Source organism: Bradyrhizobium sp. Kon69 (assembly GCF_055807515.1).
In genome coordinates, this window is record NZ_JBVVOS010000018.1 from 23,121 (window position 1) to 39,960 (window position 16,840).

Here is a 16,840-nt window from a genome sequence, read left to right on the forward strand (position 1 = left end):
AGGCCTCAGCGCGCGTCGGATGGCGCGCGCTGTTTCAACAGCCGCGCACAGACGAAGCCCAGCACGACCATGATCGCAGCGCTCGCGAACAGGGTCGGCATCTTGCCGCCATGCTGGAGGCCAAGGCCGTAGGCGAGCGGCCCGACCGTCTGCCCCATGAAAAAGAAGAACGAATGCAGTGACAGCGCGGTCGCGCGCGCCTCGACCGAGAGCTCGCTGGCAAACATCTGAAGGCAGCCATGGGCGATGTAGAAGCCCCAGCCCATCACGATGAGATTGAGCGCCTGCACTTCCCAGCGTAGGCCAAAGGCGACGACAACGAGCTGCGAGGCCACCAGTGTCATGCCCGCGATCATCATTCGCTTCATGCCCAGCCATGGCAGCAGGCGCGACACCGTCAGCGTGTAGAACAAGCCGCCGACCGCAAAGCCCGCGATGACGATGCCCGCGATCGAGAGCGAGGTCTGCCCGAGCTCGAACAGGAACGAGGCGATGTAGGGAAACAGGCCGAGCACACAGCAGCCTTCGATGAACACCGCCGCATAACAGACATAGGCGTTCGGGTTGGTGAAGATGGTGCGATAGCCGGCCTTCAGCGCCGATAGGCTCGTTTTCGGCGGATGCTTGACCCTGGCGCCACGAAAACCGGCGGCGACCGCGATCGACGCAATGATCACGAGCGCGCCGAGCACCGCCAGCACGCCGCGCCAGCCGAGGAAATCGCCGATCAGGCCGGAGGCCGAGGCACCGAGGAGATTGCCTGTCATCGCGCCGGCAAGCGTGCGGCTGATCGCGACCTGGCGTTTCTCCGGACCGACGAGATCGCTGGTCAGGCTGAGCGCCACCGGAAACACGCCACCGGAGCCGATGCCGGCGAGGATACGGGTCGCGAACAGAACCGAAAACGAGGTCGAGAGCGAGCCCAGGATGTTGGCAAGGCCGAGCAGCGCGAGGCAGCCGATCATCAGCCGCGTCTTGCCGAACAGATCCGCGGCCGCGCCGACGATCGGCTGGATGATCGAGAAGGTGAAGGCGAACACCGCGGCAAAGCCGGCAGCGGTCGCGATGCTGACGCCAAAGTCCTCGGCGACGTGCGGCAGCACCGGATCGAGCGCGCGCGCCGAGAGCGCCGCGGCAAAGCTTGCACCGGAGATGACGTAGAGCGCGGCCGGCAGGCCGTGATCGTGCGGCCGCGCCTCGCCCTGCTGCATCAGCGCGGGTCGGCTTTGGTATTATCTTTGGCGAGCGCGTCGAACGCCATCAGCCTTCGGATCAGCGCCTCGAACTCGCGCAGCGGCACCATGTTCGGTCCGTCGGACGGCGCGCTGTCAGGGTCGGGATGGGTCTCGATGAAGACACCGGCAACACCGACAGCGACGGCTGCGCGTGCGAGCACCGGCACGAATTCGCGCTCGCCTCCGGACGACGTCCCCTTCCCGCCCGGCTGTTGCACCGAATGGGTCGCGTCGAAGATCACGGGTGCGCCGGTGGTCCGCGCCAGGATCGGCAACGCGCGCATGTCGGAGACCAGCGTGTTGTAGCCGAAGGAGGCGCCGCGTTCGGTGACGAGCACGTGGGGATTGTTCGCGCTCGTGATCTTGGACACGACGTTGGCCATGTCCCAGGGTGCGAGAAATTGGCCCTTCTTGACGTTGACGACCTTGCCGGTCGCGGCGGCCGCCAGCAGCAGATCGGTCTGGCGGCACAGGAAGGCCGGGATCTGCAGGATGTCCACCGCCTGCGCCACCTCGGCGCATTGCGCGGCGTCATGCACATCGGTCAGAACCGGCAGGCCGAGCGACGATCGGATCTCGGCGAAGATCGGCAGCGACTGGGCAAGCCCGAGGCCACGCGCAGCCGACGCGCTGGTGCGATTGGCCTTGTCGAACGAGGTCTTGTAGACGAGGCCGATCTGCAGGCGCGCGGCAATCTCCTGCAGCGCGGAGGCCACCTCCAGTGCATGCTGGCGGCTTTCGAGCTGACACGGCCCCGCAATGATCGAGATCGGCAGATCATTGCCGAATTTGACCTTGCCAATGGTGACGACCGGCGCCGCTGACGTCGAAGAGCTCAAGGCAAATCCCTCGTTTCGGCGCGACCATAGCCGCGATGAAGGGCGGATCAACCCCATTCGGCCTGGGCTCCCAGAATATCAGGGTTGCGCCCAGGCCCTCAGCGATGGCCTCGCGCCGGCAGCCTCTACTTCACCGCCGAGAAGGCGGTCGGCGCCAGGATCTGGCTGACGATGTTGCCGACGATCTGGCCGTCCGCCTCGCTCTCGGCGCGCCCTTTCATCCAGTCCGGATCGGTCATGAAGGCGGCCCACTTCTTCTCGCGCTCGGCGAGCGACTCCCAGGCCAGGAAATAGGTCAGCTCCTGGTTGGATTCACCGATCAGCGTCGTAAAAAACCCGGCCTGCTTGATGCCGTGCTTTTCCCACACCTTCAGCGTGACGGTCTCGAACCGCTTGAGCAGTGCCGGCAGGCGGCCGGGCACGCAGCGATAGATGCGCATTTCGTAGATCATTCTTGTTCCTCCCTGATCAGGTCCGGCGGTTATATCGGCTGGCCCTGACGGTGTCTTGAGGCCCGCTCGGCCGCCCCCGGTGGCGTTCCGCGCATGGCTAGGGTCCGCTCAAAGCCGCTTCATCGAGAGCCGGTTCCCGCAATGCTGCCGCAATGATACGGCCGCTAGATTGGCGCGATTGAGGTTGAGGTGCGGATCATGCGGATTTTGCTCGTCGAGGACGAGGCCGAAATGGCCGACGCGCTGGCGTCGGCGCTGAAGCGCTACGACATGGTCGTGGACCACGCCCCCACGCTCGCCGAGGCGGAAGAGGCCATTTCTGCCGACGTCCACGCCGCCGTCCTGCTCGATCGCCAGCTTCCCGATGGCGACGGTCTCACCCTGATCCCGAAACTCAGGGCGCGCGCCGACGGCGTGCCGATCATCGTGTTGACGGCGCGCGGAGAACTTGCCGACCGGGTCGCCGGACTGGACTGCGGGGCGGATGATTACCTGTCAAAGCCGTTCGCGGTGGAGGAATTGCTGGCGCGGTTGCGCGCCGTGCTGCGCCGGCCCGCCGGGCTGCATCCCGACATCATGCACGCCGGCCGCCTCGCTTTCGATTTCGGCCATCGCGAGGCAAGCATCGACGGGGCTCCGCTCGAGCTGCCGCGACGCGAGCTCCTTGTGCTGGAAGCCCTGGTCCGCCGCATGGGCCGAACCGTGCTGCGCTCCGCACTGGAAGAAGCCGTCTACAGTTTCGACGACGAGATCCAGTCGAATGCGCTCGATACGCATGTGTCGCGCCTGCGCCGCAAACTCTCGGAAGCCGATGCGCGCGTGGAGATCCATGGCATCCGCGGCGTCGGCTATCTCTTGAAGAAGCTGCCATGAGCAAGCACCATGATCCCTATTGTCTGCGCTCGCGGCTGAGCTGGCGCCTGCTGTCGCTCCAGGCGGTGCTGCTCACGGCGCTCGTTGCCGTCGTCGTCGGGGCATTGAGCGCGTCGGGGTTCGTGATCGCCGGGCGCGACGAAGATCGCGTGATCGAAATCGCCCAGCGCGCGCTCGCACGCGACGCGCAAGGCGACCTGATCCTGCGGTCGACGACCGAACTGAAACAATTGCGCAGCGAGATCCCCGATCTCTGGTTCCTGGTCCGCGACAGGCAGGGACATTCGCTCAGCGAAGGCGCCGTGCCGGCCGAATTCGCCGCCATCGGCAGCGGCCTCGACCAGATCAGCCAGGCCCGGCTCGGCTGGCAGCTGTTCGAGGACGATCCGCGCAAGCCCCCCGCGCGGCTGAAGCGGGTCGACACCGACGCCGGCAATGTGCAAATCATCACGGCGACGCAAGGCAGGCTCAGCGGCACCAAGGCGTTGTTCATGACGTCGCTTGCATTGCTCGGCATCGCGCTGCCCGGCCTGCTCCTCATGGGAACGGCGACCTTCATCGCAACGCCGATGATCGTGCGGCGCGCCTTCGAGGCGCTCGATGCGACGGCGGACCAGGCGCGGCGCATCGACATCCATCAACGCGGCGCGCGGCTGTCGCTGGACCGGATTCCGCTGGAGGTCGTGCCGCTCGTGACCGCGGTCAACGACGCGCTGGCGCGGCTAGACCAGGGCTATGCCCGCCACAAGCGCTTCGTCGCCGATGCCGCACACGAGTTGCGCACGCCGATCGCAATCCTGAACACGCGGCTGGAGTCGCTTCCAGCGGGGCCGGACAAGACCCGGTTGCTGGAGGATGCCGCACGGCTGGCAACGCTTGCCGAGCAATTGCTGGACATTCAGCGGCTCGACCGCTGCGGCCAGCCCTTCACGCGCGTCGACCTCGTCGCAATCGCGCAAAGCGCGGCCGCAGATCTCGCGCCGCTGGCCATTGCCGCCGGCTACGAGCTGGCGCTCGACGCCCCCGCTACGCCGGTCGAAACGATCGGCGATGCGGCGGCGCTGGAGCGCGCGCTGACCAATCTCGTGCAGAACGCGATCCAGCACGGCCCTCGCCGCGGCACCATCGGCATTCGTGTCAACAGGCCCGCGAGCATCGAGGTCACGGACGAAGGCGCCGGCATTCCGGCCGATCAGCGCGAACAGATATTCGAGCCGTTCTACCGGCTGACACCGCTCGATCGCGGTGCCGGCCTCGGCCTCAACATGGTGCGCGAGATCGTGCTCCTGCATGGCGGCCACATCTCGGTCGCGGACGCAGCGATCGGCGGCGCGTGCTTCAGGATTTCACTGCCGCCCGTCCGGGAGAATTGACGCAATCGGCATGCGGCCCGCAATGCTGTCGCAATGCACTCGAGCGATTGTTCGGCCGCCTCGCCTCTGACCTGCGAGGCGCAACCAAGATGCCGGAGTGCGCATGCCCAACGATTTCCTCTCGTTCTTCCTGTCATGGATGTCAGCCCCGCGCCGCGTCGGCGCGATCGCGCCGTCAGGCGCGGCGCTGGCCGATCTCATCACCCGCGAGATCACCGCATCGACCGGCCCTGTTCTGGAGCTCGGCCCCGGCACCGGCGCGTTCACCTACAAGCTGCTCAAACGCGGCGTGCGTCAGCAGGACCTCACGCTTGTCGAATACGGCTCCGACTTCATGAAACTGCTCCAGATGCGTTTTCCCAACGCGCGCGTCTTGTGGATGGATGCGGGGCGGCTGGCAGCGGAACGCCTCTATGACGGCGCCCCCGTCGGCGCGGTCGTGAGCGGCCTGCCGCTGCTCAACATGTCGACGCGCAAGGTCGTCTCGATCGTCGGTGGCGCGTTCAGTCACGTCCGCCCCGGCGGCGCCTTCTACCAGTTCACCTACGGCATGAGTTGCCCGGTCGCGCGGCCCGTGCTCGACCGGCTCGGCTTGCGCGCAAAGCTGGTGGATCGTGCCCTGCTGAACGTGCCGCCGGCCGCCGTCTACAAGCTGACGCGACGGCCGCAGATGAAACTCGTCTCGGGATCGCTTGCGCCTGATACGTCAATGCCGGCCGCGCCGGAGCCGATGCATGTCGCACGTGACTGCACCGCCACGCCCTGAGCCGATTACACTAGTCGGCTCTGCACCATCGCCGCGCGTATGAACGACGCAAACAGGGGATGCGGCTCGAAGGGGCGCGACTTCAGTTCGGGATGGAACTGGACGCCGATGAACCAGGGGTGATCCTCGTACTCGACGATCTCCGGCAGCACGCCGTCGGGCGACAGGCCCGAGAATTTCAGCCCGTGCTGCTCGAGGCGATCCTTGTAGGCGGTGTTGACCTCGTAGCGATGGCGGTGGCGCTCGGAAATCTCGGTCGCGCCGCCATAGACCTCCGAGACGCGGCTGCCGCGATTGAGCGCCGCGGGATAGGCACCCAAGCGCATCGTGCCGCCGAGATCGCCGGCGTTGGTGCGCTTCTCGAGCTCGTTGCCGCGCAGCCATTCCGTCATCAGGCCGACCAGGGGCTCCTTGGTCGGGCCGAACTCGGTGGAATTGGCCTCCTCGATCCCGACGAGATTCCGAGCAGCCTCGATCACCGCCATCTGCATGCCGAAGCAGATGCCGAAATACGGCACGTCGCGCTCGCGCGCGAACTGCGCCGCGCGGATCTTGCCTTCGGCGCCGCGCTGGCCGAAGCCGCCGGGCACCAGAATGCCGTTGACGTGCTCGAGGAACGGCGCGGGATCTTCCTTCTCGAAGATCTCGCTTTCGATCCAGTCGAGGTTGACCTTCACCTTGTTGGCGATGCCGCCATGCGAGAGCGCCTCGATCAGCGACTTATACGCATCCTTCATGCCGGTATATTTGCCGACGATGGCGATGGTAACGTTGCCCTCGGGATTGCGGATGCGCTCGTTGATCTGCTGCCAGCTCCGCAGCTCCGGCGGAATCCGCGAGCCGATGCCGAAGGCGGCAAGCACTTCGTCGTCGAGGCCTGCCGCATGGTAAGCCTGAGGGACAGCGTAGATGCTGTCAGCGTCGCGCGCCTCGATGACGGCGCTCTCGCGCACGTTACAGAACAGCCCGAGCTTGCGCCGCTCCTCCTTCGGGATCTCGCGATCGGTACGGCAGAGCAGGATGTCCGGCTGGATGCCGATCGAGCGCAACTCCTTGACCGAGTGCTGCGTCGGTTTTGTCTTCAGCTCACCGGCGCTCGGGATGTAAGGCAGCAGCGTCAAATGAATGTAGATGGCGTGATCGCGCGGCAGCTCGTTCTTGAGCTGGCGGATCGCCTCGAAGAACGGCAGGCCTTCGATGTCGCCGACAGTGCCGCCGATCTCGACCAGCACGAAGTCGTAATCGTCGTTTCCGTCGAGGACGAAGTCCTTGATGGCGTTGGTGACATGCGGAACCACCTGGATGGTAGCGCCGAGATAATCGCCGCGCCGCTCCTTGGAGATGATGTCCTGGTAGATGCGCCCGGTCGTGATGTTGTCGGCCTTGGTCGCAGGCCGCCCGGTGAAGCGCTCATAGTGACCGAGATCGAGGTCGGTCTCCGCGCCGTCATCGGTCACGAACACTTCGCCGTGCTGATACGGCGACATCGTTCCGGGATCGAGGTTGAGATAGGGGTCGAGCTTACGGAGGCGGACCTTGTAGCCCCGGGCTTGCAACAGGGCACCGAGTGCCGCTGAAGCCAGACCCTTGCCGAGCGAAGAAACCACGCCGCCGGTGATGAATATGTACCGCGCCATGGGGCTTAACCTCTAATCCCTCGAATTCGATTCGCCAAAGCGATTCGTATTCCGCCCCAAACATTTTGCGGGGCTGTGGGTGAGCCAGAACTAAGAGTGGTGACAGAGCCTTGATGGGGATTGTTGATGCAGGACGGTAGAAGCCGCCCTGCATGGCCCCCCTGCTTTATTGCGAACGAGGTACCTGCGGGCCGCTCGGTGCCGGAGCCTGCTGCTGCTCGTCGGCCTTCTTCAGCGAATCCAGGATGCCGCCCGAGGTCGGTGGCGCGATCGGTCCGCCACCGGCCGGCTGGGTCTGCGACGCCGGTGCGCCGATGATCGACGACGGCTTGCGGTCGTAGCCGGCATACCAGGACAGGAACAAGCTGGTGAGGAAGAAGCCGACGGCCAGGATCGCGGTGGTCCGCGTCAGAAGGTTCGCGGTGCCGCGGCTCGACATGAAACCTGCGCCACCTCCCATGCCCAAGCCGCCGCCTTCCGACTTCTGGAGCAGGACGGCGCCGATCATGACGGTGACGATCATGAGGTGAATGACGATGACAACGGTCTGCATAGTGTCCTTCCGTCACAAGCCGACAGCGCCGAGACGGCGGCCAATCGTGCTTCGCGGGGTTTTCCTGAAGTTGCGCGGTGTTACACGATCAGACGGGTCATTGCCACCCCCGATCGGCCGGGTCCTAAGGTTTGAAGTTAGCTAGGGACAGCCCTGCGCAATCGCAAGGAAATCGACCGCCTTCAGGCTGGCCCCGCCGACCAGCGCGCCATTGACGTTCTTCACGGCCATCAGCTCGGCCGCGTTCGAGGGCTTGACCGAGCCGCCATAGAGGATGCGCATCCCGGCGCCGTCGGCCTTGAACCTGGAGGTCAGGAATTCCCGGATAAAGCCATGAATCTGCTCGACATCCCCAGACGTCGGGGTCAGGCCGGTGCCGATTGCCCAGACCGGCTCATAGGCCACGACCAGATTGGCGGCGGTCGAGCCATCCGGCAGCGAACCGTTGAGCTGGCCGCGCAGGATATCCAGGGTCTGGCCCGCATCGCGCTGCGCTTGCGTCTCGCCGATGCAGACGATCGCCGTCACCCCGGCGCGCCAGGCGGCCTCGGCCTTCTGCCGGATCAGAGCATCGCCCTCGCCATGGTCGGCGCGGCGCTCGGAATGGCCGACGATGATCGCGGTCGCACCCGAATCCGCCAGCATTTCGGCGGCGATATCGCCGGTATGGGCGCCGGAGGCCTTGGGGTGGCAATCTTGGGCCCCCACCGCGACCGTCTTGCCGCGCGCCTTCTCGGCAAAGGCTGCGATCAAGGTCGCTGGCGGGCAAACCAGCAAATCGGCTTTGCCGGCCACCTCTGCCGCGCCATTGAGCATGGCGTCGAATTCGGCAGTCGAGGCCTTCCGGCCGTTCATTTTCCAGTTGCCGGCGATCAGGGGGCGGATGGCATCGGTCATGTCAAATTCCAGCAAAATTTGGTTTGCGCATGCGCTAGCAGAGGTCCCGTGGCAGTTCCAGAGACCAGGGGCTTTTAACCGCAGGGATCGAAAGCCTGCCGGACCCGAGGTTGCGGGGGGAAAGCCACCACTTTATGATGATTGATCAATTTGGTGACGCGCTTTTGCGGAATCTGCATTAAGACGCGCTCCCGTTCCCCTCCTGCCAAACAAGTTGGACCAAATGCTTCGAGGAATGCGCAAGGCCTCATCAAACTGGCTCGGCAAGACCATTATGGCCGTTGTGATGGGCGTGCTGATCATCAGCTTCGGCGTTTGGGGCATTGCCGACATCTTCAAGGGCTTCGGGCAATCCACCGTGGCCAAGATCGGCGGCACCGAGATTTCGCTGAACGAGTTCCGTCAGATTTACACCGATCGCCTCCAGCAGATCAGCCGCCAGTTCGGCCGGCCGCTGTCGCCTGAACAGGCGCGCGCCTTCGGCCTCGACCGTCAGGTGCTGCAGCAGACGATCGCGGAAGCCGCCCTCGACGAAGAGGCGCGCCGGCTCGGGCTCGGCCAGTCCGACGAACAGATCCGCCAGCTCATCATGAATGACCCGAACTTCAAGGGCGTCGGCGGCAACTTCGATTCGAACCGCTTCCAGTCCGTGATCCGCAACTTCGGCTATACCGAGCAGCGCTACGTCTCGGAGCAGCGCAAGGTCTCGCTGCGTCGGCAGATCACCGGCACGATCGGTGCTGGCCTCGAACCGCCGAAGGCGATGCTCGACGTGCTGACGCGCTTCCAGAACGAGCAGCGCGCCATTGAATTCGTCAGGCTCGACGCGGCCCAGGCAGGCACCATCGACGCGCCATCGCCCGAGGCGCTCGCCGCCTATTTCGAGGATCACAAGGTCCAGTTCCGCGCGCCCGAATATCGCAAGATCGCATTTGTCGTGGTCTCGCCGGAGGAGATCGGCAAGTGGAGCGAGGTGTCGGACGAGGATGCCAAGAAGGCGTTCGACCAGCGCAAGGATCGGCTCGGCACGCCGGAGAAGCGCCAGATCCAACAGATCGTATTTCCCAATGCCGCCGAGGCGCAGACCGCACGCGAGCGGCTCACCAGCGGGACGTCGTTCGAGGACCTCGGCAAGGAGCGCGGACTGAGCGCGTCCGACGTCGATCTCGGGCTCGTGACCAAATCCTCGCTCGATCCTGCAGTTGGAGACGCCGTCTTCGCGCTTCCCGCCGGTGAAATCAGCCAGCCGATCCAGGGCCGTCTCGGCACGTCGATCGTGAAGGTCGAAAAGATCGAGCCGGGCACTGAGGCGAACTACGCGAGCGTTGCCGCCGACATCAAGCGCGAGATCGCCACCGAGCGTGCGCGCGTCAAGGTCGCCGATCTCCGCGACAAGATGGAAGACGAACGCGGCGGCGGTGCCAGCGTGATCGATGCGGCACAGAAGCTCGGCCTCACCGCCGTGACCATCGACGCCGTCGACCGTTCCGGCCGCGCCCCGAGCGGCCAGCCGGTCTCCGGCATTCCGCAGGGCCTCGACGTGGTGTCGCAGGCCTTCAACACCGATGTGGGCGTCGACAACGACTCGATCTCTTTCAAGGGCGGCTATGTCTGGTACGACGTGCTTGCCATCACGCCCTCGCGCGACCGCAATCTCGACGAGGTCCGCGACCAGGTCGAGGCGCGCTGGCGCCAGGACCAGATCGCGACCAAGCTGAAGGCCAAGGCGACCGAGATGGTGCAGAAGCTCGAATCTGGCGGCAAGCTCGCCGACGAAGCAGCCGCGATCGGCGCCAAGGTCGAGACCGCCACCGGCTTCAAGCGCGACGACTCGCCCGCCAGCGTGCCCGCAGCCGTCGTGTCGGCCGCCTTCCGTGTCGCCAAGGACGGCGTCGGGCAGACGGCAGTGACCGGCGGCACCGAAGTGATCGTGTTCCGCGTCACCGAGATCGTCGATCCCACGGTCGATGCCGCTTCCGAGGCGGTCAAGAAGCTGAAGGACAGTCTCGACCGCGCGCAGACCGAGGAGCAGGTCGCTTCCTACGTCAACAAGCTCGAAACCGACATCGGGACCACCATTAATCAGGCCGCCTTCGCGCAGGTGACCGGCGCGAACCAGTGAGTTGAAAGCACGCGATGGACGACCTGAAATCGATCATTGGAAAAGTGGCGACCGGCGCCAGCCTGTCGCGTGACGAAGCGGCTTCCGCCTTCGACGCCGTGATGTCCGGCGAGGCCACGCCCTCGCAAATGGGCGGCCTGCTGATGGCGCTGCGGGTGCGCGGCGAGACCGTGGACGAGATCACCGGCGCGGTCGCGGCAATGCGCTCCAAGATGCTCACGGTCGATGCGCCCGCGGACGCCCTCGACATTGTCGGCACCGGCGGCGACGGCTCCGGCTCGGTCAATGTCTCGACCTGCGCCTCCTTCATCGTTTCGGGCGCCGGTCTGCCGGTGGCCAAGCACGGCAACCGCGCACTGTCGTCGCGCTCCGGCGCCGCCGACGTGCTGGCTTCGCTCGGGGTGAAGATCGATCTGAGGCCGGAGCAGGTCGGCCGCTGCATACGCGAATGCGGCATCGGCTTCATGTTCGCCCCCGCCCATCATCCCGCCATGAAGAACGTCGGCCCGACCCGGGTGGAGCTTGCGACACGCACGATCTTCAACCTGCTCGGCCCCTTGTCCAATCCGGCGGGCGTGAAGCGGCAGATGGTCGGCGTGTTCTCCCGGCAATGGGTGCAGCCGCTGGCGCAAGTGCTCAAGAACCTTGGCTCTGAATCCGCCTGGGTCGTGCACGGTTCCGATGGCCTCGACGAAATCACCCTCACCGGCCCGACCTTCGTTTCCGCGCTCCACAACGGCGAGATCCGGAATTTCGAGGTGACGCCGGAGGACGCGGGCCTGCCGCGCTGCGAGGCCGGTGCACTCAAAGGCGGCGACGCCGACGCCAACGCTATCGCCTTGCAGAGCGTGCTCGACGGCAAGCCGAGCCCCTACCGTGACGTCGCGCTGATCAACGCCGCTGCCGCATTGGTCGTGGCGGGGCGAGCCAAGGACCTCAAGGAAGGCGTCGTGATCGGCGCAAAATCAATCGACAGCGGCGCGGCGAGCGCGCGGCTGAAACATTTGATCGCGGTCTCGAACGGCTGAGCCTGACATGTCGGATATCTTGACCAAGATCGAAGCCTACAAACGCGAGGAAATCGCGGCGGCCAAACGCGCGCAGCCGCTGTCGGCTGTGGAAGCGAAGGCCAAGGCGCAAGCAGCACCGCGCGGCTTCCTGCGCGCCATCAGGGCCAAGCACACCGATGGCGACTACGCGCTGATCGCGGAGGTCAAGAAGGCCTCGCCGTCAAAGGGCCTGATCCGCGCCGATTTCGATCCGCCGCTGCTCGCGAGGGCCTATGAAGCCGGCGGCGCTGCCTGCCTGTCGGTGCTGACGGACATGCCCTCGTTCCAGGGCCATCTCGACTTCATGGTGGCGGCACGCGCGGCAACGTCACTGCCGGTGCTGCGCAAGGATTTCATGTTCGACACTTATCAGGTGGCGGAGGCCCGCGCGCACGGCGCCGACTGCATCCTGATCATCATGGCCGCGCTCGATGATGCCACGGCAAAAGAGCTCGAGGACGCCGCCATCACCCATGGCATGGACGTGCTGATCGAGATCCACGACCGCGCCGAGCTTGATCGCGCACTGAAGCTGCGTTCGCCGATGATCGGCGTCAACAATCGCAATCTGCGCACCTTCGAAACCACACTTGCGACCAGCGAAACATTGGCGCCGCTGATCCCCCGCGATCGGCTGATGGTCGGCGAGAGCGGCATCTTCACGCCCGCCGATCTCGCCCGGCTCGAACGCGTCGGCATGTCGACTTTCCTGGTCGGCGAGAGCCTGATGCGGCAAGCCGACGTAACCGCTGCGACCCGTACGCTGCTGGCGCGCGAGACCGCGCGCGCCACAGGCACGAACTGATGGCGCGCAAGCCCGCAAAGGCCAAACCGACCAAGTCCGGCCCTGCCCTCACCCACATCGGCGCCTCCGGCGAGGCGCGGATGGTTGACGTGTCGGACAAGCCCGCGAGCGAGCGGCTCGCGGTCGCGGAAGGACGCGTCGTCATGACCAGGGCGACGCTTGACCTGATCGTGTCCGGCAACGCCAAGAAGGGCGACGTGCTCGGCACCGCCCGCATCGCCGGCATCATGGCCGCCAAGCGGACCGCGGAGCTGATCCCGCTCTGCCATCCGCTCGCGCTGTCGAAGGTGACGGTCGAGATCGAGCCCGACGCGAAGCTGCCAGGCTGCCTCGTCCGCGCCAGCGTGAAGGTCACGGGCCCGACCGGCGTCGAGATGGAAGCGCTCACCGCCGTCTCGGTCGCCTGTCTCACCATCTACGACATGATCAAGGCCGTGGAACGCGGCGTGCGCATCGAAGGCATCCACCTGGTCGAGAAGCTCGGCGGCAAGTCCGGCCATTACCGCGTCTGATTGCCGCTGCTACTTCAACGACGCGCTGATCGACCCGAATTTTGAATTGAGCTTGCTGCCCAGGCCGTCGGCGTTGATCGCGAGCGCGATGCCGGCGGCGATCAGGCCGCGCGTCCCGCATATTGATTGCTTTTGTGAGCGTCCGTTCACGGCGCATTAACCCAGCTTGCTAACTTCGCCTCCACTCCGTTCCCGTAAACCGACGGATGTTTCCGGGGCCAAGAATTGACCCTGACGTGTGCACGACAACGATCGATCATGATGACGGGATTCGGCAGTCGCCTTTTTGACCAGGCCTTCGTGCGCAGCGGACCGATCCGCTGGCTGGTGGTGGGCGGCACGCTGCTGATCGCTGCGATCGCCGTCGGCGCGACGCTGATGGCACAGAATTTCCGCGAACGTGCGCTGCGCAGCTCCGGCCGCGAGCTGGAAAACACCGTGCTGATGCTGGCCCATCATTTCGACCAGCAATTGCAGGATTTCGCGGTCATCCAGAAAGATTTCGTCGACTACGTCCGCGCGAGCGGCATCACCAGTGCGGCGGACTATCGCAAACGCCTCTCCGGCCAGGACCTCCACCGGATGCTGCGTTCGAAGATCGAGGCACTGCCCTACATAGGCGGCGTCAATATCATCGATGCCGAAGGCAATCTGATCAATTCGTCGACGACATGGCCGGCTCCGAACGTGAACGTTGCCGATCGCGCCTATTTCCAGACCTTCCGGTACGATCCCGACGCTCCCGACGTCCTGATCGAACCACTTTACAGTCGCATCTCCGGCGCCTGGACCATCCTGATCGTGCGCAAGATCGTCGGACCGAACGGCGAATTCATGGGTGCGGTCGGACGCGGCATCGAGCCGGCAAATTTCGAAAAATTCTTCGAGTCAGCCGTGCTCGGCGAAGGCACGACGATCTCGATGCTGCACCGGGACGGCACGATGCTCGCCCGTTATCCCCATTCCAGTGAATTGATGGGACGGAATTTCAAGAACGGTCCGTTCGCGCATCAAAGGGTTTTCGGGCTCGACCATTTTACCGGCCGCTTCATGAGCCCCGTCGACGGGGAGGACCGGCTGATTTCCTCACACGCCCTGCCTCACTTCCCGATCCTGATGATGGCCACCACGACGCGCGCGACGGCCCTGACAGACTGGCGCGAGCAGATCGGCATCCTGATCTCGGTCGCGGCCTCTTCCGCGCTCGCCATCGCGGGCGTGTTGATCGCGATCGTTCGCAAGCTCCTGGAGCAGCATCGTCTTTCGCGGGAACGGCTGACGCTGGAAAAGCAGCGTCTCGACCGCGCCGTCAACAACATGACCCAGGGCCTGCTGCTGTTCGACGCCTCGCAGCAGCTCGTGATCTGCAATCAGCGCTACATCGAGATGTACGGGCTGTCGGCCGAAATCGTGAGACCCGGCTGCAGCTTCCACGACATCATTGCGCACCGCAGAGCCACCGGCTCGTTCACCGGCGATGTGGACCAATATGTCGCACGGGTCCTGCGCGACATCCATGTGCGCAATTCCATGGTGGTCGAGACCTCCGACGGTCGCTCGATCCAGATCGTCAACGAACCGCTCACGGACGGCGGCTGGGTCGCGACGCATGAGGACATCACGGAGCGCCGGCGTATCGAGGAGCGCATCAGCCATCTCGCTCATTACGACGCACTGACCGACCTGCCCAACCGCACCATGTTCCACGAGCATCTGCGTCAGGAACTCGATCTCGTCGCCGGGGGCGAACAACTCGCGGTGCACTACATCGACATCGACGAGTTCAAGGGCGTCAACGACGCGCTCGGGCATCTCGTCGGCGACGAGCTCCTGAAGTCGGTCGCACAGAGCCTCCACCGCTGTGCGGGTCCGACGGACTTCGTGGCGCGCCTCGGCGGCGACGAATTTGCCATCGTCCAGAGTGCTGTGACATCGCTGGATCAGGTCAACGAGCTCGTCGCGCGGGTGTTCGAGGCCATCCGCGCGCCGTTCGACTGCATGGGACATCATCTTGCCACCGACGCCAGCATCGGCATCGCGCTGGCGCCGCAACATGGAACGGCGCTGGACCAGATCCTGAAGAACGCGGACATGGCGATGTACGCCGCCAAAGCCGCCGGACGCCGCACCTACCGCTTTTTCGAGCCGGAGATGGACGCCAAGATCCACGAGCGGCGGCAGCTCGAGATCGACCTGCGCCACGCCATCGCCCAAGGCGGGCGCGAAGGCGGCCTCGAGGTGTATTACCAGCCCTGCCTCAGCCTGAAGGACGACCGCATCACCGGCTGCGAGGCGCTGGTGCGCTGGCGCCATCCCGGGCGCGGCATGGTCTCGCCGGCCGAGTTCATTCCGATCGCCGAGGACACCGGCCTGATCAACGCGATCGGCGAATGGGTGCTGGCGACGGCCTGCCGGGACGCGGCGAACTGGCCCGACGACATCCGTCTCGCCGTCAACGTCTCGCCAGTGCAGTTCAAGAGCGGCACGCTGGCGCTGAAGATCATGGCGGCGCTTGCCGCCTCCAATTTGCCGGCGAGCCGGCTCGAGCTCGAAATCACCGAGGCGGTGCTGATCCGCGACGACGACACGGCGCTTGCGATCCTGCATCAACTCCGCGCCATCGGCGTCCGCATCGCGCTCGACGATTTCGGCACCGGCTACTCCTCGCTGAGCTATCTGCACCGCTTCCCGTTCGACAAGATCAAGATCGACCGCTGCTTCGTCAACGACATCGCCGGCCCCGACGGCTCCGCCAGCATCGTGCAGGCCGTCGTCAATCTCGCGGCCGCCCGCCGCATGACCACCACGGCCGAGGGTGTCGAGACCGAAGAGCAGCAGCGTCTGCTGCGCGCACTCGGCTGCTCCGAGATGCAGGGCTATCTGTTCAGCGCCGCAAAGCCCGCCGAAAAGGTGCTGGAGCTGTTCGCAGCTCATCGCAGCCGTCTCGCCCAGCGCGGCGGCGACGAAGGCCGCCGCCGCGAGGCGGGCTAGGGCCTGGTCTCACACAGGCGCAATTGTCGGTTCGGGAGGCCAAGCAGAAACGTCGGCGGACGGCCAAACGGCGGTGGCGGGCCCCTAGGAATTAAAGACCATTCGGTCTATATATCGGCAATGCGCCGCCAAACCCCTGTGCAATTGCCTCGTGGCCGTCCCCGAAGTTTCGACGCGGAAGCTGCGGTCGAGCAGGCGATGGGCGTGTTCTGGTCGCGCGGTTATCACGCCACGGCGCTACCCGACCTTCTCCGGGCAACGAAGCTCTCGCGTGGCAGCCTTTATGCCGCTTTCGGAGACAAGCACTCGCTGTTCTTGCGTGCGCTTGATCGCTACGTCGCCGATGCCCTGACACGGATGGATGTCGAACTCGACCCCCGCCGAGAGCCGATCGACGGCTTGCGGGCCTATCTTGCCGGTTACGTCGACCGAACGAGCGGCGCCAATGGCCGGCGCGGATGCCTGCTGGTGGCCACGGCCATGGAGCTGGCTGGCCGTGACGCTGAAGTTGATCGCCGCATCGGGAGCTTTTTCAAAGCCATGGAGGCCAGGGTGGCTGATGCGCTGTCCCGTGCGAAGGCGGCGGGCAAGCTGGCCGATACCGTCGAGCCTTCAACTGCCGCGAAGATTCTCGTGTGTTTCGTCGAGGGGCTGCGCGTCGTCGGCAAAACGGCACCGGCGCGGATCACGTCGCAAGCCACCGTTGACGCTCTCCTCGGCCGCTTCATCAGGTAGA

At 65.3% G+C, this 16,840-nt stretch carries 15 protein-coding genes; 9 read left to right on the forward strand and 6 right to left on the reverse strand.

Translation table 11 applies throughout. The features are described from left to right. Positions 1 to 5 precede the first annotated feature (5 nt). The 3 genes from AC0L3U_RS23270 to AC0L3U_RS23280 form a co-directional block, all read right to left on the reverse strand. Entirely contained in the window at positions 6 to 1,211 is a 1,206-nt protein-coding gene (locus AC0L3U_RS23270; RefSeq protein WP_473363358.1) for an MFS transporter, read from the reverse strand. Beyond that, complete coding sequence (gene kdsA / locus AC0L3U_RS23275) at positions 1,211 to 2,074, reverse strand: 3-deoxy-8-phosphooctulonate synthase (protein ID WP_473363359.1); 864 nt, start codon at positions 2,072 to 2,074, stop codon at positions 1,211 to 1,213. The genes AC0L3U_RS23270 and kdsA overlap by 1 nt, the downstream gene beginning before the upstream one ends. A 125-nt stretch (positions 2,075 to 2,199) precedes the next feature. Next, a complete protein-coding gene (locus tag AC0L3U_RS23280; protein ID WP_007610789.1) occupies positions 2,200 to 2,526 on the reverse strand; it encodes an NIPSNAP family protein in 327 nt (108 codons plus the stop codon). Positions 2,527 to 2,724: 198 nt separating this feature from the next. Between AC0L3U_RS23280 and AC0L3U_RS23285 the strand changes: the two genes are divergently transcribed. The 3 genes from AC0L3U_RS23285 (at position 2,725) to AC0L3U_RS23295 (ending at position 5,538) form a co-directional block, all read left to right on the forward strand. Then, positions 2,725 to 3,399 (forward strand): response regulator transcription factor, encoded by a 675-nt coding sequence (locus tag AC0L3U_RS23285; RefSeq protein ID WP_085353237.1) that lies wholly within the window; start codon positions 2,725 to 2,727, stop codon positions 3,397 to 3,399. Continuing rightward, positions 3,396 to 4,772 (forward strand): sensor histidine kinase, encoded by a 1,377-nt coding sequence (locus tag AC0L3U_RS23290; protein ID WP_473363360.1) that lies wholly within the window; start codon positions 3,396 to 3,398, stop codon positions 4,770 to 4,772. The genes AC0L3U_RS23285 and AC0L3U_RS23290 overlap by 4 nt, the downstream gene beginning before the upstream one ends. A 103-nt stretch (positions 4,773 to 4,875) precedes the next feature. Then, the gene (locus tag AC0L3U_RS23295) at positions 4,876 to 5,538 is read left to right on the forward strand and encodes a class I SAM-dependent methyltransferase (RefSeq protein ID WP_473363361.1); all 663 of its coding nucleotides are present in this window, start codon (positions 4,876 to 4,878) and stop codon (positions 5,536 to 5,538) included. A gap of 5 nt (positions 5,539 to 5,543) precedes the next feature. Here the strand turns inward: AC0L3U_RS23295 and AC0L3U_RS23300 are convergent, their stop codons facing one another. The 3 genes from AC0L3U_RS23300 to tpiA all read right to left on the reverse strand — a co-directional run bounded on the left by AC0L3U_RS23300 (position 5,544) and on the right by tpiA (position 8,625). Beyond that, positions 5,544 to 7,175, reverse strand: coding sequence for a CTP synthase (locus AC0L3U_RS23300; protein WP_007590604.1), 1,632 nt, complete (start codon positions 7,173 to 7,175; stop codon positions 5,544 to 5,546). Between the two features lie 166 nt (positions 7,176 to 7,341). Next, positions 7,342 to 7,728 carry a preprotein translocase subunit SecG gene (gene secG / locus AC0L3U_RS23305; RefSeq protein ID WP_007590603.1) on the reverse strand — a complete coding sequence of 129 codons (387 nt, stop codon included), beginning with the start codon at positions 7,726 to 7,728 and terminating at the stop codon, positions 7,342 to 7,344. Positions 7,729 to 7,869: 141 nt separating this feature from the next. Continuing rightward, positions 7,870 to 8,625, reverse strand: coding sequence for a triose-phosphate isomerase (tpiA, locus tag AC0L3U_RS23310; RefSeq protein WP_473363362.1), 756 nt, complete (start codon positions 8,623 to 8,625; stop codon positions 7,870 to 7,872). 223 nt (positions 8,626 to 8,848) lie between these two features. Between tpiA and AC0L3U_RS23315 the strand changes: the two genes are divergently transcribed. The 6 genes from AC0L3U_RS23315 to AC0L3U_RS23340 all read left to right on the forward strand — a co-directional run bounded on the left by AC0L3U_RS23315 (position 8,849) and on the right by AC0L3U_RS23340 (position 16,839). Then, positions 8,849 to 10,747: a SurA N-terminal domain-containing protein gene (locus tag AC0L3U_RS23315; protein WP_473363363.1), complete on the forward strand. Its 1,899-nt coding sequence runs from the start codon at positions 8,849 to 8,851 to the stop codon at positions 10,745 to 10,747. A gap of 14 nt (positions 10,748 to 10,761) precedes the next feature. Further along, positions 10,762 to 11,775: an anthranilate phosphoribosyltransferase gene (gene trpD, locus AC0L3U_RS23320; RefSeq protein ID WP_473363364.1), complete on the forward strand. Its 1,014-nt coding sequence runs from the start codon at positions 10,762 to 10,764 to the stop codon at positions 11,773 to 11,775. Between the two features lie 7 nt (positions 11,776 to 11,782). Next, positions 11,783 to 12,601 carry an indole-3-glycerol phosphate synthase TrpC gene (trpC, locus tag AC0L3U_RS23325; RefSeq protein ID WP_473363365.1) on the forward strand — a complete coding sequence of 273 codons (819 nt, stop codon included), beginning with the start codon at positions 11,783 to 11,785 and terminating at the stop codon, positions 12,599 to 12,601. Continuing rightward, positions 12,601 to 13,113, forward strand: coding sequence for a cyclic pyranopterin monophosphate synthase MoaC (gene moaC / locus AC0L3U_RS23330; RefSeq protein ID WP_456764165.1), 513 nt, complete (start codon positions 12,601 to 12,603; stop codon positions 13,111 to 13,113). Before trpC ends, moaC begins: the two co-directional genes overlap by 1 nt. Positions 13,114 to 13,371: 258 nt before the next feature. Beyond that, on the forward strand, positions 13,372 to 16,104 hold the full coding sequence (locus tag AC0L3U_RS23335) for a bifunctional diguanylate cyclase/phosphodiesterase (RefSeq protein ID WP_473363366.1): 2,733 nt from the start codon (positions 13,372 to 13,374) through the stop codon (positions 16,102 to 16,104). Positions 16,105 to 16,224: 120 nt separating this feature from the next. Further along, positions 16,225 to 16,839 (forward strand): TetR/AcrR family transcriptional regulator, encoded by a 615-nt coding sequence (locus AC0L3U_RS23340; RefSeq protein ID WP_473363367.1) that lies wholly within the window; start codon positions 16,225 to 16,227, stop codon positions 16,837 to 16,839. Position 16,840 lies beyond the last annotated feature (1 nt).

What these genes read in the sequence shown, in the direction of transcription:
- AC0L3U_RS23270 (WP_473363358.1), bottom strand. Translation starts at nt 1,211, where the DNA reads ATGCAGCAGGGCGAGGCGCGGCCGCACGATCACGGCCTGCCGGCCGCG.
- AC0L3U_RS23280 (WP_007610789.1), bottom strand. Translation starts at nt 2,526, where the DNA reads ATGATCTACGAAATGCGCATCTATCGCTGCGTGCCCGGCCGCCTGCCG.
- AC0L3U_RS23285 (WP_085353237.1), top strand. Translation starts at nt 2,725, where the DNA reads ATGCGGATTTTGCTCGTCGAGGACGAGGCCGAAATGGCCGACGCGCTG.
- AC0L3U_RS23290 (WP_473363360.1), top strand. Translation starts at nt 3,396, where the DNA reads ATGAGCAAGCACCATGATCCCTATTGTCTGCGCTCGCGGCTGAGCTGG.
- AC0L3U_RS23295 (WP_473363361.1), top strand. Translation starts at nt 4,876, where the DNA reads ATGCCCAACGATTTCCTCTCGTTCTTCCTGTCATGGATGTCAGCCCCG.
- AC0L3U_RS23300 (WP_007590604.1), bottom strand. Translation starts at nt 7,175, where the DNA reads ATGGCGCGGTACATATTCATCACCGGCGGCGTGGTTTCTTCGCTCGGC.
- secG (WP_007590603.1), bottom strand. Translation starts at nt 7,728, where the DNA reads ATGCAGACCGTTGTCATCGTCATTCACCTCATGATCGTCACCGTCATG.
- tpiA (WP_473363362.1), bottom strand. Translation starts at nt 8,625, where the DNA reads ATGACCGATGCCATCCGCCCCCTGATCGCCGGCAACTGGAAAATGAAC.
- AC0L3U_RS23315 (WP_473363363.1), top strand. Translation starts at nt 8,849, where the DNA reads ATGCTTCGAGGAATGCGCAAGGCCTCATCAAACTGGCTCGGCAAGACC.
- trpD (WP_473363364.1), top strand. Translation starts at nt 10,762, where the DNA reads ATGGACGACCTGAAATCGATCATTGGAAAAGTGGCGACCGGCGCCAGC.
- trpC (WP_473363365.1), top strand. Translation starts at nt 11,783, where the DNA reads ATGTCGGATATCTTGACCAAGATCGAAGCCTACAAACGCGAGGAAATC.
- moaC (WP_456764165.1), top strand. Translation starts at nt 12,601, where the DNA reads ATGGCGCGCAAGCCCGCAAAGGCCAAACCGACCAAGTCCGGCCCTGCC.
- AC0L3U_RS23335 (WP_473363366.1), top strand. Translation starts at nt 13,372, where the DNA reads ATGATGACGGGATTCGGCAGTCGCCTTTTTGACCAGGCCTTCGTGCGC.
- AC0L3U_RS23340 (WP_473363367.1), top strand. Translation starts at nt 16,225, where the DNA reads ATGCGCCGCCAAACCCCTGTGCAATTGCCTCGTGGCCGTCCCCGAAGT.